Origin of the sequence: Cohnella silvisoli, from assembly GCF_021190915.1 — a bacterium.
Taxonomy (GTDB): Bacteria; Bacillota; Bacilli; order Paenibacillales; family Paenibacillaceae; genus Cohnella; species Cohnella silvisoli.
The window spans coordinates 16,310-35,491 of sequence record NZ_JAIOAP010000020.1; the positions used below are offsets into that span (position 1 = coordinate 16,310).

Annotated in this window: 8 protein-coding genes; all 8 read left to right on the top strand. The window is 51.0% G+C overall.

What is annotated here, in order from left to right; translation table 11 throughout:
* Positions 1-11 precede the first annotated feature (11 nt).
* Complete coding sequence (locus K7P76_RS28380) at positions 12-2,144, top strand: hypothetical protein (RefSeq protein ID WP_232189444.1); 2,133 nt, start codon at positions 12-14, stop codon at positions 2,142-2,144.
* Positions 2,145-2,216: 72 nt separating this feature from the next.
* Positions 2,217-4,955, top strand: a complete 2,739-nt coding sequence (locus K7P76_RS28385; RefSeq protein WP_232189445.1) for a beta-galactosidase — start codon at positions 2,217-2,219, stop codon at positions 4,953-4,955.
* A 349-nt stretch (positions 4,956-5,304) separates the two neighbouring features.
* A complete protein-coding gene (locus tag K7P76_RS28390; RefSeq protein WP_232189446.1) occupies positions 5,305-7,002 on the top strand; it encodes an extracellular solute-binding protein in 1,698 nt (565 codons plus the stop codon).
* Between the two features lie 11 nt (positions 7,003-7,013).
* A complete protein-coding gene (locus K7P76_RS28395; protein ID WP_232189447.1) occupies positions 7,014-7,904 on the top strand; it encodes an ABC transporter permease in 891 nt (296 codons plus the stop codon).
* Positions 7,905-7,926: 22 nt separating this feature from the next.
* Positions 7,927-8,808, top strand: a complete 882-nt coding sequence (locus tag K7P76_RS28400; RefSeq protein WP_232189448.1) for a carbohydrate ABC transporter permease — start codon at positions 7,927-7,929, stop codon at positions 8,806-8,808.
* A 30-nt stretch (positions 8,809-8,838) separates the two neighbouring features.
* A complete protein-coding gene (locus tag K7P76_RS28405) occupies positions 8,839-10,353 on the top strand; it encodes a DUF4978 domain-containing protein (RefSeq protein WP_232189449.1) in 1,515 nt (504 codons plus the stop codon).
* A 70-nt stretch (positions 10,354-10,423) separates the two neighbouring features.
* The gene (locus K7P76_RS28410) at positions 10,424-13,660 is read left to right on the top strand and encodes a discoidin domain-containing protein (RefSeq protein WP_232189450.1); all 3,237 of its coding nucleotides are present in this window, start codon (positions 10,424-10,426) and stop codon (positions 13,658-13,660) included.
* Positions 13,661-13,832: 172 nt separating this feature from the next.
* Positions 13,833-19,178, top strand: a complete 5,346-nt coding sequence (locus tag K7P76_RS28415; protein ID WP_232189451.1) for a discoidin domain-containing protein — start codon at positions 13,833-13,835, stop codon at positions 19,176-19,178.
* Positions 19,179-19,182: the final 4 nt, after the last annotated feature.

The window sequence follows — 19,182 nt, forward strand, 5'->3', positions numbered from 1 at the left end:
GGATAGAGAAAATGAACAATGAATGTTGGACGGAGATGGATTTGTATTGGTTTCAAGGCGGCGAGATCGATGATAAGGTGAAGGAGTTGTTTGACAGGTTAACACCATTATGGACCAGGGAACCTGACGCTAGGAAAGGGTTATCCTTATGCGTAGGCTGGCTTTACGATTCAGTCCTGTATTGGAATGGCAGATTGGATGATTGTGTGGCTACTTGTCAGTCCCCCACTTATGAACCTTGGACCTATTATAGAATAAAGGAATTGATTGCGGCTGTAAAAAGAGAGGCTTCATTAAGAAACATCTCCCAATTCAACGTAGGATTAATTCTTCTTGGCGGCGAGACCATGACTTACAATGCGGAATTGACCTGTGAGGGTTGGAGTGGACGAACGGAGGAAGTTAAGGAGAGAGCACATTATAACATTGAGGGCAAATGGTTTTATGAACACCCGGAAATCGACCGTGAACGGTATGGGATATTCTACTTTGGCTCCAAGGTTCTTGTTCCGACCAATGAAACGGTATGTAAATTAGAGGAACCTACCTTTGGAGAGTATTTTGCGGATAAGCTTTGTGATATGTGCAGGAATACTGGGATTGATGCAGTGATACTAAGAGATTCAGTTTTTACGCCTGCATATAGTAGAGGTAATCGTAATCGCTATATGAAACCTGAAGATATTCAGGATTTGAATACTTCTTTCATCGACCTATTTGCCAGAATTAAATCGCAATTACCTGGATTTATTATTATCGGGTATGATTCGGGAACCTCTTCGATGGAAGAATGGCGTTCGCATGGCTTCGATCTGGAACAAGTTGCTAATTCTGGATATTTGGATCTGTGGATCACCCAGACCTGGGCTTCCGCTTGGCAGGATTACTGGCCCGCGCACTCCATGGGATACAGCTTTCAGCTTTCAAACCTGCTGGTGAATTTGGCTATGTTGGCTAATACTCCTTGTAAACATATGTTTCTCATTGAAACCTTCGATGCATGGGAACCGTGGGATAGTATACACCAATACCCAAGCAAGGTCGCATGGGAAATATGGGCATATAGTCATGCAACCTTGAGGTTGTCAGGCAAGAGATCGGCACTTTCTGCAGGCTGCTATATCTCGTGGATGAATCGAGGGCATGAAATGATTCCCGACGATACGATCCAGTATCTTTGCACTACGATGAACGAAAGTGCTGCAGATTTGTTGAGAAATCCTGTACCTGGTGGTCCTTGTCTGGTCTATCATCGTAAAGGATTGCAGCATCTAATGAATCAGCCGGAGAAATACAGCCGGGGGGAAGAAATGGACGACTGGGTTTCCATGCTGCAGAAATATGGAATTCCCGTTCTATCCATCACAAGGAGCGAATGGCTTGATGGAGTGGAAGCAGATGCCTATATTTTCCCGGCACCTGCTTGCATAGATGATACTTTAGGTGCTGTGCTGCTAAAGAAAATGAACGCGGGTAATCCCATACTATTCACCGGACAGGCTGGATTACTGGGTGAGAGTTTAAGAGAGGCTCTCTCGTTAGAGATAGAAGAAGAGATAATAACTTGTGATTTGCCATCAGCTGCAACTGTTGAGGAATCCCTAGGACGAATGATTGGCACATATGGATTACAGATCAATCAACATCAGCGTTCTATGAAAGAAAATGAGAGCTGGGTTTCATTGATTAAATGTCTGGGAGGAGCGGTATTGGCGAAACATAAGGATAAGCCGTGCTTGATCTGGGAAACTCCTGAGTGGGGTACACCTCAAGAATTGCATCTTACTCCCAAATCTATAGGAAGTCCGCAAACCTATTCTGCGGTGTCAGAATCCTTTGGTCAGTTTGGCTGGGGAGCGGAGGAAATCAAATGGGTGAATGATGATTGGCAAAGGCCTATATGCTTTCTATACTGGCGATACGAAAATAAAGAAATTACTATACTGTTGGGAAATCTGGAAACGGGTACGACAGGCAACTCTCAGTTTGCGGTTAAAGGTACTCTCAATATAAAGGAAATCAAGGAATATTCGCTTTACGAGAAAGAATACTTTAATCCTGGTTATGTGAAACCAAGGGATGATGGGTATTACATAGCCATTGCACCGCATAAAGCTTGCACAGTAGGACTTTTACGTTCGTAGATGGATGATGCATCGTCAAATGTCACTGTCACTTGGGAAGGGCTGTTTGATTGAGACTGGGGGAAACCAAGGATGTCTAAGGGAAACAAACACGAAGTTGTTTATGACGATACCAGCTATATAATTGATGGAAAACGCATTTGGTTGGCTTGCGGGGAAATGCATTATTTTCGCACTCCGGCGGCTCTGTGGAAAGACCGGCTGCTGAAGGCCAAGAGAGCGGGCTTGAATTGTGTATCCACATATATGCCGTGGAACATGCACGAAACTTCTGAGGGCGAATTTGATTTCAGCGGGGATTTGGATGTCGAAGCCTTTATACGACTGGCCGGTGAGCTTGGTTTGTATATTATTTTGCGGCCAGGGCCATACATCTGCTCGGAATGGGATTTCGGCGGATATCCGGCCTGGCTTTCCTCCAAGGAAGGCATTCTTTACCGGACGAACGAACCGACGTACTCTATCTATTATAAAAGGTACTTTGCGCGCGCCCTGCCGCCCCTCGCTGCGCTGGACGCGACTCGCGGCGGCAACATCATTCTGATCCAGAACGAGAACGAACATCATATGCCGGAAATTCCCGGCAGATTGTCTTATTTTCACGATATTGATCAAGCGTTCAGGGAAGCGGGATTCCGGATCCCGATCATCAACTGCAACCGGTTTGTGGACAGCGAACCAACGGGAACGATCGAATGTGTTAACACGTGGGACGATCCGATCGGAGATCTTCTCTACATGCGACGGCATCAGCCGCATGCTCCACTCTTAGTAACGGAATTCTGGTCGGGGGGATTGGACAGTTGGGGGCGCGGGCACGTCACCAAGCCGGTTAGGGATGTTGTTCGAAAATCGATCGAGATTCTCGGCTGCGGCTCACAAAACACATATTATATGTGGCATGGAGGGACAAATTTCGCTTTCTGGGGCGGGCGCCTTCAATATGAACCGTTCTTTCACATCATAACAAGCTATGACATGGACTCCCCGTTGGCCGAAGGCGGAGAACTAACGCCGAAGTATTATGGCACAAAACTGGTTACGACACTGGCAAGCTCCATGGGTGCTTTTTTTGCCGATAAGCGGATTCATCCCGAGGAAGTAACTGTCCAGGAAGGTATTACCGTTTTGCCGATAAAGGGCGGCGGCGGGGGATGGATTACGGCGACCAGGGGCGAGAGGGACGATGCGAAGGAAATCGGGGTCTCGATGCCTGACGGGACCGCCCTGCTTGTATCATTGGAGCCCTACGGAGCGGTGATCGTTCCATACGGGCTGCAACTGACGGATTCTGCATATCTGAATTACACTAATCTTATGCCGTTCGGATGGTTTCCCAACATGCTGGTTCTTCATGGACCTCCAGAATGGGACACGGTTGTCTGCATTAACGGGACGGAATTCAGAGACGTGGTGCCTTCGGGAGACGTTCCAGAGATTCATCGCATCGACGATTTGACGGTAATCATTCTTTCTACGGAGCTTGCCGAGCATACTTGGTGGTTGGACGGTTCTCTGATCGTTGGCGCTGCTTATGTCGGAGCAGACTACAACGATATTCGTTTGGGCGCCGGCATAATAAGCTACTCCGAGATTCGGGCTGATGGAAGCTTGTTGCGGCATGTAATCGGTGAGCGGCCAGACAAATCCGAACTTCTGTTGACACTTGACGAATGGAAGTGCATCGAGCGATGCTCGGAACCGTTCGGCAATGCCGCTGAATGGATGCCGATTGAAGGCCCGACCGGATTGACAGAACTGAACATTTTGTACGGTTATGGTTGGTATAAAATAGAGTTTGAAACAGAGAGCCCACGCAAACTGAATGTTCGTCTTCCCCATAGCGAAGATCGGATAATACTCTATGCGAACGGACAAGCGGTCGGCGTCTGGGGTTATGGCGAAGGCGCAACGCTGGAAGGGATTCCCCTGCAGCTTCAGAAAGGTGCGAATACGATTGTGGCGCTCGCGGACAATCTGGGCAGAATGACGCACAGTTGGAAAATAGGCGAGCCGAAAGGGATCGTGAATCATTTGTTCGAATCCCATGAGATCACTATGGAGGGACCAGAGTGGCGGGAGGGGGTATTCGACCGAAGTTGGATTCCCGAAATGCCGGGTCATTTGAATCAGAATCACCGCATTCCCGAACTGGAACTCATGCGTCTCAGTGTTGCGGAGTATACTTTGGACCTGGCAACACCTCAACCGGTACAACTGATGTTTACTGTTGAACATCCTGTTATGGTTAAATGCAATGGAACGTTCATCGGATTTTATGAGAATCCGGGAAGGGGGTTTGGGGATGTTCTCATTCCGGCCTCTCTCTTGGACAATCACAACCGGATTGAAATACTGCTCTGGGGAGAAGCGAATGGCGACGCCTTGGATTCGCTGAAGGTTTATGTATTGGCGGACGCCCTGACGACGCAGGCCAAATGGTCGTTCTCACCATGGCTAGAACCGCAATCAACATTGGCGGTTGATCATACAGGAGATGGATTTCCGGCGTGGTACCGTGCCGATTTCAGCGAATGGCCAAGAACAGGCCCGGCCTATTTGCGATTAAACCATGGCTGGAAGGGACAAATTTTTTTCAATGGACACAATGTAGGGAGATATTGGAATGTGCCGCCTCAGCAAGACTATTACTTACCCGAGTGCTGGTTTCAGCCGAACAATACGCTGCTGCTTTTCGACGAGAGCGGTCAGATTCCGACGGGCGCAGTCATCGTCAGCACCAGCGAGTGGAGGAGAAAGGAGCAATACGAGAAACCGCTGGATGTCGTTCCGACAGAACAACGGGCCTGATTCGTATTTGAAACGCCTGCCAAAGCGGAATGAAAGAGCGGAAGTTCTCTTCAACGGACTTAGCTAAGTGATCTTACAAATACGATTGTTCGAGGAGCAGGAACAAGCGATATAAAGATGAAGGCCCTCCCGGCATGGGATGGTCTTTTTCGCATAAGGGAGGGCTTCTCGCTATTTTGTGCAACCTGTTCTGCGATTTGTCGGGGGACCATCAGATGTGACTCTGGCGGTTTTGGCATTTAGCCGGAAATATTCATAGAAATCGCGAAATGTTCAGATATTCGCTCTGCTTGTGAATTATCTATACTGAAAGTGCTTTGAAAGACACATTATTCAAGGGGGCGCTGAAGTGAAATTCAGGTCAAGCAAATGGTTACTTGCAGGCGCGTTGCTGACAGGGCTATTGTCCGGTTGCGCAAGCACTGGAAATGAAGGTAAGGCAAGCACGACACCAGCCTCGACTCCGACGGCAGCCGCTATTGAAACGCAAACTGCCGTTAATGTGGTGCCGAGTCCGAATTTCGAACCGTTCGGTAAATATGAAGAGCCGGTCACGTTTACGATGGGGCTGACGAAAGGCGATTACTCCAAGCTGCCGCAAGGGGATACGCCTGTAGATAACGTGTTTACCCGTTTTATTCTGAACAAAGTAAATGTCAAGGTAGAGCCGGCCTGGGAAATTGATGCGTCCGCCTATCAACAGAAAGTCGCTATTTCGTTGGCTGGCGGAGATATTCCGGATGTGCTCGTCGTTGATCAAAAGACGCTGAATCAACTAGTGGAATCTGACCTCATCGCGGATTTGAGCAAAATCTATGAGCAGACGGCATCCCCGCTGTTGAAGGAGCAATATGCCTCTTACAACGGGCGGATCATGAATGCGGCAACCTTCGACGGCAAACTGATGGCGTTGCCGGGCACGCAAGTAGGCGGGCAGCACAATTTGCTCTGGGTAAGACAGGATTGGCTGAACAAACTGCAATTGCAGCCTCCGCAAACGCTGACGGATGTCGTCGGCATTGCCCAGGCATTCATCAGTCAAGACCCTGACGGCAACAATAAGGCTGATACTCTCGGACTGCTTGCCGATCCCGGTATCGCAGGCTACTACAATACTTTTCACGGGCTGGACACGATTTTCAGTCTATATGGCGCCTATCCGCGGCAGTGGATCAAGGATCAGTCAGGCCATGTCATCTATGGTTCTACCGCGCCTGAGATGAAAGCGGCGCTGACGGAAGTCAGCAAGCTGTACAAGGACGGCATCATTGACAAACAGTTTGCTGTACGCAAGCCAGGCGAAGACGCCGGCGCGATAATTGCTTCAGGCAAAGTCGGACTCGTGTTCGGCCCGTGGTGGGGACCGTATTGGCCGCTATCGGATGCGCTCAAGAACGATCCGAAGGCGGACTGGAAGCCGTTTCTGGCTCCATTGGATGAGAATGGAAAGCTGCGCGTGTACACCCAAAATCCGAACAATCTGTTCTTGGTCGTCAGCAAAAAGTTCGCTCATCCGGAAGCCGCCATCAAGTTTTTGAATGTGCAAAATCAAGCCAGATACGGCCTTGATCCCGATGCGCTGGATATGATTCTGAAAAACCAGGGGACCGACGGGTACTGGCCGATTCAATTGCAGGTCGATTATGAAGATGCGGTGCACAGAACGTACACCAGCTTGAAGGAAGCGATCGATACCGGCAGCGATGCCAATCTTCGCCACGATTTCAAAGCGATGTATGAAGCTTATAAGAAAAACCTTGAAAATCCCGGCGCAGACCCCACCGTCTGGGCTGAAGCGACAGCCAGATACGATGGAGAAGCGCTGACCTTCTCCGATGGGTTAACGAAGGTGGACCCGGTTTTCTTCGGCAGAACGGCAACGATGGAAACGAAGTGGGCAACGCTGGAGAAGCTGGAGAACGAGACGCTCATCAAAATCGTCATCGGCGATATGCCTGTAGAGAAATTCGACGATTTCGTACAGCAATGGAACAAGCTCGGCGGAAATGAAATTACGCAGGAAGTCGCCGCTGCGGCGGCTCAGTAGAAAGCCGCTTTATGAGAAACAGAAGCGAGTCATTAATCTATCACCTGATGCTGCTGCCGGGCATGCTTGTGCTGTTTCTGTTCAGCATCATTCCCATGGCAGGAATCGTAATCGCCTTTCAGAAATTCGTTCCCGCCAAAGGCGTACTGCATTCCGCATGGGTTGGGATGGACAACCTTGCCTTCATGTTCCAGATTCCGGACAGCAGGCAGGTGTTCCTGAACACAATTATTATCGCCGCCATGAAAGTTGTCGCGGGTCTCGCCGTACCGATCATTTTCGCGTTAGTTCTGAACGAGCTGCGCAGTTCATGGTTCAAGCGCACAATTCAGACGATTGTTTATATTCCGCACTTTATTTCATGGGTCATCCTGGCGGGCATCATTACGAATTTATTCTCCCTTGACGGTATTGTTAATCAATTGCTGAGTCTGTTCGGCGTCGATCCCGTCATGTTCCTGGCCAGCAACTTCTGGTTTCGACCGATTCTGATCGGGACGGACGTATGGAAGGAGTTCGGCTTCGGTACAATCGTCTATCTGGCGGCCATTGCAGGCATTAATCCCAATTTATACGAGGCGGCAGTCATCGATGGTGCTGGAAGATTCAAGCAACTGATGTACATCACGCTGCCCGGCGTCGTGCCGACGATCATTCTGCTCTCTACTTTAAGTCTTGGCAATATTCTGAATGCGGGCTTTGATCAGATTTTCAATTTGTACAATCCGCTTGTCTATGAGTCGTCGGATATCGTCGATACGTACGTGTTCCGGGTAGGGCTTGTTGAAATGCAGTACGGCTTAGCCACAGCTGTCGGCTTGCTGAAATCCATTGTTGCGTTCCTGCTCATTATAATTTCTTATATGCTGGCTCGTAAATTATCAAATTACAGAATTTTCTGAGTTTTGGGCTGGGGGAAAGCATGTGTTTTCTAGATTTGATAGCCGCTTGGGAAATGGATTGTTGTATTTGGTCGCCGGTGCGGCCGCAGCGCTTTGCCTTGCGCCATTCATCCATTCCATTGCAGTTTCGTTCAGCGACAAGTCATCGGTAGCGGCAGGCTACGTCTTTTTCTGGCCGGTGAAGTTTACCGTGTCCGCTTATACACTGCTGCTTAATGATGTCCAATTTTTCAAGTCGTTTCTGATCTCTGTGCAGCGGGTACTGCTAGGCGGCAGCCTCAGCATGATACTGACGCTTCTCATGGCGTATCCGTTGTCCAAGGAGACGGAAGTATTCCGGTCCAGAAACCTTTATATTTGGATCATTGTAAGCACGATGCTCTTTAACGGCGGGCTGATCCCCTGGTACATGACGATCAAGACGCTTCATTTGACGAATACGATTTGGGGGCTCGTCATCCCCGGCGCGGTAGCCGCCTTTAATGTTATTCTGATGATCAATTTCTTCCGCGCGCTGCCCAAGGAGCTGCAGGATGCCGGAGGCATGGACGGGGCAGGCCCAATCGTACTGCTGATGAAAATTTACGTACCGCTTTCGCTGCCTTCACTGGCAACGATCGGTTTGTTTACAATCGTCGGCCATTGGAACGCCTTCTTCGACGGCATGATCCTGATGGATGACCCGAAGGATTACCCGTTGCAGACGTACATTCAGCAGCTTGTCGTATCGGAACGAAATTTCGCCAACTTGACGGTAGAAGAGCTTAAACGGCTGTCCGAGGTTTCCAACAAAACGTTGAACACGGCAAAAATTTTGATTTCCATGCTGCCCATTTTGGCCATCTACCCGTTTTTGCAAAAGTATTTTACGAAGGGCATTGTGCTTGGGTCTGTAAAAGAATAAGCGTGGAGACTGCGCATAGGAGCTGTTGGCATGAAGGAATCTCTCAGGTTGCCGATAACCGAATGCAAGATGCTGGATAACGGAAAAAAAGCGCTGATCGTGGATGGAAGGCCGTTCTTGACGCTCGGCGCGCAAATCCGCATTGACCGTTGGGTTATTCAGGCAGGTTGGACCTACGAGAGACTAAGCGAGATCGGCATTGTCGGCTGGGCCAAGAAGCTCAATTGCAATACGGTGCAAATACCGCTCTGCTGGAAAGAAATTGAGCCTGCGCAAGGGCGATTTGAATGGTCGGCACTCTCCTGGATGCTGCTTGAATGCCGCAAATATGAATTAAAACTGGAAATTGTCTGGTTCGGATCCAATGTTTGCGGAGCAGGCTGGCACAGTATGACGCCAGACTGGATTACCGGCGACCCTGAGCGTTATACCCGAATTTTTTTTCAGGACGGGACTGCCCTCGGCGCAGATACGATTCATCCTTCAGATGGCCAGAAATATACACTTTGCGTGGAAAATCCGTATTTGCTGGAGGCGGAGCGCCATACGATCACGTCAATGATGGCCTATTTGCATGAACATGACAAGGAAGGGATCGTTATCGGCTTTCAAGTTGAGAACGAGCCGTCTCTTGTTCAGCACAATCCGGTGCTGCATGAAACGGACCGCTGTCATTGCGCCCGCTGCAACAGCTTGTATAAGGAAGGAGGTTATGACAACGCGTTTGATTTTTCCAAAGACAGCTTAACCGGATACTTGGACACCGTGGCGAGCTTTGTCAAGGCATCGTCACACCCTCTTTTTACACGCGTCAATTGGATTCATCCTTATCTGGATCTCGGGTTTGACGAAGATACCGACAGAGTGCTGCGCAACGCGCCGCATGTTGACTGTGTCGGTTATGACACCTACGGAAAAAGCCAAGCGGAAATCTATGAACTGCTTACCGGCGATTTGTCTCTTAAGCGCGGCAATGCGCCTCACTTGGGAGAGCTGGAAGGCGGGCTTCATGGCTGTGCGGAGAAAATTATGGACTTGCTCGCAGCAAACGGTGTCGGCGTCTCGGTTTATCAGCTCGCGGGATATGTGGATGCGGACGACAACTATTTGCTGTACCCGACGGGCAAGGATGCGCGGCCTTGGAGCGAAGAAGTAAGACTAACGTACGGCATGCTGAACAAAGCCAATGAAGCCTTGGCGCGCAGCAGAAACAGCGTCGGCAGCGAAATCCGGTTTTTTAACGGCGAAGGGCAGACGAATCCGGCGTTCAGCGGGACACAAGTGCTGGGAGATTACGAAATTTCGTACGACAGCAAGGAGGGCGGCATCGGCATTTCTTTACTGAATGAAGGGGATATCGTGTTGATGAGCTATAAGCGCGGGAGCTTCGCGATCACGAGTTTTACAGCTAATCGTGCTGAGAACGGCCATTTCGCCTCCAGCGGGGAGTGGAAGAAGACGATGGAAAAGGCATGTCAGATTGTCGATGGCAAAGCTGTCGTTGCGTTGCATGCGTATGAGGTTGTCAAGCTTGTCCGTCCTTGAGCAATCAAAAATGATACGTGAAGAAAATGGGAGGGAAAGTATGAAGGGGAATCAGAGGTCAAGACGCAAAATGTCCAGAACAATGCTGATTTGTCTGATGGTGAGCATCATGGCTTGTGTTGCCGTGACGCCCGCAGTTGCTTTCGCAAACGAAACAGTTTCGGAAATAATTACGCTGGAGAACGGCAAGAAAGTGATCAGCGTCGGCGGTGAGCCTTATATAACGGACGGCGTGCAGATCCGTACGGATTCGTGGAGAAGGTATGCCGGACTGACGAATGCTCAGATGAGCGACAAAGGGCTCTTCCGCTGGGCGAGGTTATTGAATGTGAACGTCGTTCAGGTTCCGGTTGCCTGGCGAGAGGTTGAGCCGAGCCAAAATGTTTTCGATTACACCAACGTGGCCTGGTCCATTAGCGAAGCCAAAAAATACGGCTTGAAGATGGAATTGCTATGGTTCGGATCTGATGTCGGCGGTTCGGCCTGGTCGGAGATGATTCCCGATTATTTGACCAATACCGCAGTGTACGACAGAATTCTCAAGAGCGACGGCAGCATACTGGGAGCGGGCTATTCTACCTGGGGGGACGGCAATAAAATCGCGTTGTCCCGGGAAGACCCCGATACGCATGCGGCGGAGGAGAATGCCATCAATCATCTGATGGACTATCTGGAGTCCAATGATCCAGACGACGTCGTAATCGGTATTCAAGTGCAGAATGAGCCCACCATTATGCAGCATCAACCGACGATGGCGGAGACGGATCGCGATTACAGCGCGGCTTCCAACAGCCTATATACGGCAGGCGGATATACGAATGCGGTTCGCTTTAGCGAAGATCGTCTGGCCATTTATTTGAATCGCGTTGCGGGCTGGTTCAAGAACTCCACGAAGAAAATGTTTACAAGAGTTAATTTCATCAGCCCATATACGTCGGTTGACGAGGATATTACGAAGATGCGAAATCTCGCCCCGAATGTAGATTTCATTGGATATGACACGTATGGCGTCAATCAGGCGACGTTATACAATCGGCTGACGAACTATTTCTCCACCGGCGGCAATTTGCCCCATCTATCGGAGCAGGATGGCTCCGCAGCCGACAGCCGGCAGAAAATAATCGATGTGCTGGCGGCTAACGGCGCGGGCGCGGAGATATACCGTCTGGCAATGGCGACGGTTACGACTGACATCGCGCTGCTGGACGTGAACGGCAAAGACAATTACGCGCATACGCAAGAGGTGCGCAGCACGTTCGGAATGCTGAATAAAGCGCTGTTCTATCTTACGCTCCGCAAGAACAACAACAGCACGAATGAAATTCAGTACTATAATGCCGAGGGTACGACACTGGCCTCCTCCAGCACTACGCTGCCGGTTGCCGGGTTCAATATTAAATACGACACTTCCAATGCCGGAATCGGCATTGCGTTCACGGAGGATTTGATCCGCCGGAACAGAATTGCGCTGATGAGCGCCAAGTCCGGCACATTCACCTTCGAGGGAGAAATCATCCAGGCAGAGTCCGGCATGTATGACAGCAAGGGCAGCTGGATGCCGCTGAAGAACAAGGAGCTGACCGATAACGGCAACGGGACTTACGCCATTGCGATGAATCCCTATGAAGTCGTCCGACTGAGCGTTGCGCCCAATCTTGCGCTAAATCAATCGGCGACGATGAGTACGGCCAACTATAGCGGACATCCGGCTTCCCATGCCAATGATGGCAGCACATCGACTTATGCTCAGTCGAACAGTGATGTGCCTTGGGACATGACGCTTGATTTGGGGGCCGCTAAGTCGTTCGATCGAGTTGTTCTGAGACCGAATACCAGCAATTACGCCAGCCAATATGCCATTAAAGTATCTAACGATCAGATCAACTGGACGACTGTGGCGACTGAAACAAGCGGCAACGGGACTCCCAAAACGTATAATTTCATGCAAACAAGTGGCCGCTATGTATGGATTGACGTCACGGCAGAGGTTGGCGGCGGCGCTGGCTGGGGACACGCCATTCATGAAATCGGTATCTATGACAAGGACGATGAGGCACAAGAGGCCAATCTTGTCTCGGGAGCGACTGCATCCATGAATACAACAGCGTACGCTGGACGACCAGCTGCCAACGCGATTGATGGAGATGAAGCGACAGGCGCCATCTCGAACAGCAATACACCGTGGGATTTGACGATCGATCTCGGATCGGCGCGGACATTCGATAGGTTTGTTCTGACGACAGGCAATGAGCTGGATGCCGGAGGCACGAACATAGCCATCGGCAAGACGGCCGTCATGAATACGACGGCGTACAGCGGACATCCCGCCAGCGCGGCAATTGATGGCAACAGCGCGACCTATGCGCAGTCGAACAGCGACGTTCCTTGGGATTTGACTGTAGATCTGGGGAGCGCGCAGATGGTCAACAAAGTCGTAGTCAAGCCGGACAGCGGCGGCTATGCCAGCCAATATACAATTCAAACTTCCACAGACAATGTCATTTGGACGACTGTCGCGACCGAGACGACGGGCACGGGTTCGGCCAAAGCCTACAGCTTCGGCGCCGTGTCGGCACGGTATGTGAAGCTGGATGTTACAGTTGAGGTTGGCGGCGGCGCCAGCTGGGGACACGCTGTCCGCGAATTTGAAATTTACAACGAGCCAACGCAGGGCTACGCCAAGGATTATGAGGTTCTCGTGTCATCGGACAATACGATTTGGACCAGTGTCGCGGTTGTAGCCAATGCCTACGGCGAGCCAGGTAAAATCATTGATTTTATACCCGTCACTGCCAGATACGTCAAGCTTGACGTTACATCGGTTAATGGCGGCGGCGCGAATTCCGGCCATGAAATCCGTGAGCTGGGTATTTATGATATGTCCTCCGCCAATCTGGCCAAGCAAGCGATGCTGATGTATTCCGGAACGGGCTACAGCTTTCCGCTGATCGGTATCAAGGACGGGGATCTGGGATCATCCTTCGTCAGCAGCGACAGCCCGTCTTTCCCGCAGTACGTAACGTTCGACTTCGGACGTGCCAGAGCATTCAGCCAGATTAAGCTGTTCACTGCTTATGCGCAGGGGCAGGGCCTCAAAAACTGGAACATTGAAGTATCCTCGGACAATACGAACTGGAGCAGTGTGTATGCTTCAGGAGACGTGAGTTGGAGTACTAACAATGATACGCGAGAGATGAAGCTGTCCTCGTTTACGGCTCAGAACAAACGGTATGTACGTTTGAAGATCAATGCGGCCTATACAACCTGGTCGCATTACGCGATCAGCGAGATAGAGATTAATCCATAACGTGTCATCGTGCATTCAGCGAAAAGCGGGGGGAAATCCCCGCTTTTGCCGTCTAAACAGGAGATGTAATTCGACGTAGCATTAGAGGTTATTCTGACCTGTCATTCTGGGCTTGACTGCTATACTTGGGACGTAGAGATCAATAGAGCAGCGAAGGAGGTACTTCAACGAGATGAGAAGAAAAAGCAGCCTATGGTTATTGATTCTGATCATGGTGACAGGCAGCTTTTCCGCACTGGGGGGACAGCAGCGGGTTGCCCAAGCGGCTCCCGTGAATTTGGCTTTGGGCAAGACGGTTACGATGAGCAAGCCAGCATCTTGGGGGCAGGTCGCGGCGCATATGACTGATGGAGACGACAACACGCTGTCGCAGGTGGAGTCCAATGATCCATGGAGCCTGACCATTGATTTGGGAGCGCTTTATGTCGTCGATCGGGTCGTAATGAAGCCCCACCCGAGCGCATATCCGACTGTTTTCATAGTACAAACGTCGAAGGACGAGACGGCTTGGCACACGGCGGCTCAAGAAAACGCTGGTGTAGAAGCAGGAAAAACCTACGATTTTGCACCGGTGAAAGCCCGCTATGTGCATATTGAAGTTTCGGCTATTAGCAATCCAAATCAAGCGATAAAAGAAGTGGAAGTGTATGGTGTGGCAGTGGATACTTTTGCTCCGGAGGAAGTGACGCAGCTTGCCACCGTTCCAGGCAACGAAATGCTCTCTCTGCAATGGATGGATCCGCCGGACGCCGATTTCAAAGAGGTTCGGATTTATGACCAGGATGAATCACTCATCGAGACTATTGCTAAAGGAGAACGTAACGCTAATATTACCGGCTTAACGAATGGTGTGGAGTATGCGCTGACCGTAAAATCCGTTGATCAAAGCGGCAATGAGTCGGCTGGGATTGTCACCAGAGAAGTGCCGAAAAGCATTGCGCTTGATCTGCAATCTATTCGGATTAACGGGACGGCTCTCCCAGGGTATGATCCCGTAGTGCTCGACTATGACTTCGAAGTTGCTGAAGATGCTGCAATGATTCCGCGCATTCAGGCGTCATCCGCCTCTGCAAATGATAGTATCACTATTGTACAAGCGGATTCAGTACCGGGTATGGGGAAAATCAGAATAACCGGGGGTGGCGGTACGAAGACGTATAACGTTCGTTTCTACTATGGGGAGAGTGTGCCTGCCGCTGATGCCCGACTTAGCGAAATTACGGTCGCCGGTGTTCCGTTAGCTGTTTTCCAACCGGAAAAGGGGCGTTACTTGATCAAGGCGCCGTCGCAATCGCAGCCTTTTCCGGTTGTGGGCGCAACCGCCGCAGCAGCCGGAGCGGTCGTGACGGTAACACAGGCGGCGCAGCTGCCCGGGACCGCCTCCATTCATGTGACGGCGGCGGATGAAACAACGACTGCAACCTACACGGTGCAGTTCGCTGCCGAAGCGGCGAAGCAGACGTTGTTGTTTGAAATCGATGAAGGCATCGGTGAGAACGAGCTGGTATCCTTGTACAAAAATGATTTCAATCAGCTTGACGCCGCGCTCGGCAATATTTACGGCAGCCTCAACGAGCTGTCGGATCAGTATGACGTAGCGGTTCTATTATATCCGACGCATCACTACAAGCGTGAGGGGTGGGGCTCAGGCAACGCTCAGCCGCTTGACCGGATTGACGCTGCGTTGAAGCATACATTGCAATATTTCGAGGATAGAGGCGGCTTGATCAAGGTCTATCTGGAAATCTACTCCTCGGGCATCGCGACGAATCAGAACGGCGCTTTGGCGAGCTTGCCACCCCCTCCGCTCTATGCGTCTTTGAACGGGCCAGGCAGAATCGGCTTGTCTATGGACGTAGACACCTTGAAGGGGCTGAAGGATGCTTATCCGCAGGCAATGGCGGGTATCCGCCTCCATGAAGCCTATGGCTCTGATCTGGTATGGCGGGTGAACAAAGGACAAGGCGGCTTCCAATTCGACGAGGAGCTTGTGCGCGCATTCATTGATGCGTCTGCCGAAAAAGGCTTAAAGGTCGATTGGAGCGATTCCAGCTGGCTCGTCAAATTTCCCGCAGACAGCAGCAGCAAGCGCTATGTATACGATCCACAGAACAAGCCTTATTTTGAAACGGCGCCTTACAGCTCACTGCAAGACTACGCCGAGCAGAAGCTGGGAGATCATATGATCTTCAACTGGGCCAATAACAACTATCACCCTACGGCCATGCTGGGTTATTGGGATGCGAAGATCGGAGAAGACTTCTACGATTACTTGCAGTGGAAGCAGCCTTTCACGGAATTCCCGTTCAAGAACAGAACGGCCGCCAAATGGGGGATGTCGGTTCAAAACTGGTTTTGGCATGAAATGAACAATTCACTCAACCAGAAATATTATTTGTTTGGTGAAAATAACATGCCTGTAGAACTGATGGGCGCTTATGCGCTGAAGGGGCTCGCCGAGGGAGCGGCAATCATCCAGTTCGAGCCGCCTTGGTATTTTTTCAATATGAATATTCCGTATGCTGCGCCTTATCGGGGCAATTACGAGCAGGCAGCCGATTATTCGGAGCGGCTGGCCATGAAGCGGCTGAAGCAAATGCTGCTTGATCCCGGCAGTGCGGGCAATCCGCCAACGGATTTGAAGGCATGGTTTGACGAGGACCAGGAGAAGTTTATTGCCAACAAGGTGGACAATGCACCGCTGAATTACTGGCAGAGTACATTGGCGGCCGGCTGGAGCGATCAGCAGCGGACTTATTTGGACAAGTATACGGGAATGAGCAGTTGGCAGGAGAATAATGCCAATCGTTATCATCCCTATCTGTTCAGCGGCAACGTGCTGGACTCGCTGCGCATTGATTTGCATGGCGACGGTATCGACGAACTGCTCCTGCTCAAGCAAAATGGCGGAACAAAGTCGATGGAGTTTTATTCCGTCAACAGCGGGCTGCTCGGTACGGGCAGCAGCATCGCTTTGGACAATGCGGATGGTCAATTTGTCGGCATTGCAACGGCAAACCTGATTGCCGAGGTTAACAAGCAGGGCGACCCTGATGAAATTATTGTGTTCCGCAGCCGAGCCGGAGACAGTGCGCTTAATGCCCGGATCTACAGCGTGAAATGGTCCGATTCCCTGCTGCAATTCCAGTTGGAAGCGGTGCCGTATGGACAGAGTGCGGCGCTGTTGGACGGACAGTTGGCCCCTGGGATGCTGGAAGCATCCAGCTTCGTCAAAGCGGTGGGCATACGTACAGAATCGTACAAGCTCACGGATCAAACGAGAAATACAGATCGCCTCGTCGTTGTAACTTCCAAAAACAGCAAGCTGTTTCTGAATATTAAATCCGATCGTTCGGTCGTCTCTACGGAGCTTTCCGGTCTGTCGAACGCGGCGAAATTGCGCATCGCGCCAATCGACGCCGATACCGATCGCCGCGACGAGCTTATCGTCGTTAATCAAGAGGGCGATGCGCCCGTCATTCAAACCTACAAGTTGGACGAGAGTTTGCTGAGTATTCGAATGGCAGCTTCCATGAATACGACGCCATACTACAATCAGCATGTGGCAAGTAAGGCGATTGACGGGGATTTGGGTACGTATGCGCAATCAAGCAGCAATGTGCCTTGGGATTTGACTGTCGATTTGGGAACAATTGTCCCCGTTGATCAGGTCCGTTATGTGCCAGCTCAGGGAAACCACGCTTCCCATTACACGATTGACGTGTCCGTCAACAATAGCGATTGGACAACGGTCGCGACGGTTACGGATGGGGACGGTTCACCGGCAACGATCGACTTCCCGTCGGTTAACGCCCGCTATGTCAAGCTAAACGTTGATACGGTTGTCGGCGGAGGCGCGGATTACGGTCATGCGATTCTCGAATTTTCCTTCCCGGGCTTAAAGCCATTCGTACAGAAGGAATCCATAGTCGCGGATCGCGGAAGCAACAAGACGATAGATTATGTTGTCGGCTTGCGCAAAGCACTGCTGGTGAATGCCGATCCGCTGTCAGCCGGCAATTTCACTTACGTCAATGCAGCCGGCCAAGCCGTAAGCGCTTTGCAGCCAGGAGTTGCGCTGACTGCGCAAGTCCAGCTTACGAATCGCAAGCCGCAGGCACAAGCTGTGACGGTGAGCGCAATTCTGTACAATGCGGCAGGCGTGGAACAGAACAATAGCCAGCAGTCGGCAATCGTGGACGGCAACGCGGTAAAAACAGTGCAAACGAAGCTGAAGCTGCCGCAAAATGTCGAAGGCTTCTACTTAAAGCTCAAAGTGCTGGATAGCCAGGAGACGACATTGTCTTCTGCCACCCTCCGGGCAACCGCAACGTCAGGGGGAGGAAACACTGGCGAGGGAAACCCCGGCGGCGGGACAGGCGGAGGAGGCGTGATTTCAGCGAATCCGCAAAACAACGGCTTCGAGAAAAGCCAGGAGACGCAAAACGGCCGTACCATACAGATTTACACGGTCAAGCCTTCCAATGGGCAACAGGGCAAGGAATTGCTCATTGATGCCACAGGCAGCAATGGCATTGTCAAAGTGAGGGTGCCTGCGGCAACAATAATAACCGGTGAAGGCGACAAGACCGATCTCGTTGTGAAGGAGCAAGGACATACGTACCGATTGCCGCTCGCAGAACTGGATCTGAGCGCTGCGACGACTGCTTTCGGCACGGAAGCAAATGCATATGAACTGGAAGTAAGCGTGGAGCAAAACCTGATAGGCCTGACTGTCAGCATAACCGCGCATGTCGGCGGAAAATCAGTCAATATCCCCTTCAAGAAAAAGTCGGCAGTCATGCTGCTGGAGCTGAATGAGAAGATGACTGGCGTTCCCGTTCTCCTTCTGCCTGATGGAGCTTACGGCTATGTTCGTTCCACCAACGTTGACGGCAAGACGGCCTTGATGATCAGAGGAAGCGGGACGTACGGCTTTGTAGAGTCCGGACGTAAAATCAACGATATCGCAGGCTCCTGGGCGAAGAAGGAAATTGCGTTTCTTGCCAGCAGCCGAATCATTGATGTAGGAGACGAAGGGAAGCTGTCTCCGCAATCCCCGTTAGGGCGTGCCGAACTGATGGTGCTATTGCTCAAATCTTTCAGTCCTGAAACAGTAAGCGCTTCTGATGGTCAAGGAAGCTTCTCCGATCTGGACGAGAGCGACGGGCGTGCGCGATATGTGTATTCCGCATTAATGCTCGGCTGGACGCAAGGCGTGAGCGCCGGGGTTATTAATCCTGACGGTAAGGTTACGCGGGAGCAGATGGCGGTGTTAATCTCAAGAGTATTGAAAGACTATGGCTTCGAGGCAAGTGCAAGCAGTCCCAACAAGACTTGGAGTGACAGCAGCAACATTAGCGGCTGGGCTGATGGTGACGTTCAACTGGCGGCGCAGTCAGGTCTGATGAACGGCAGGGCGAACGGTAAGTTCTCTCCGGGAGACGCCGTCACCCGGGCGGAGGCAGCGGTTATTATTTATCGAATGCTCAATTTCGTACAGCAATTAAACCAATAAACAT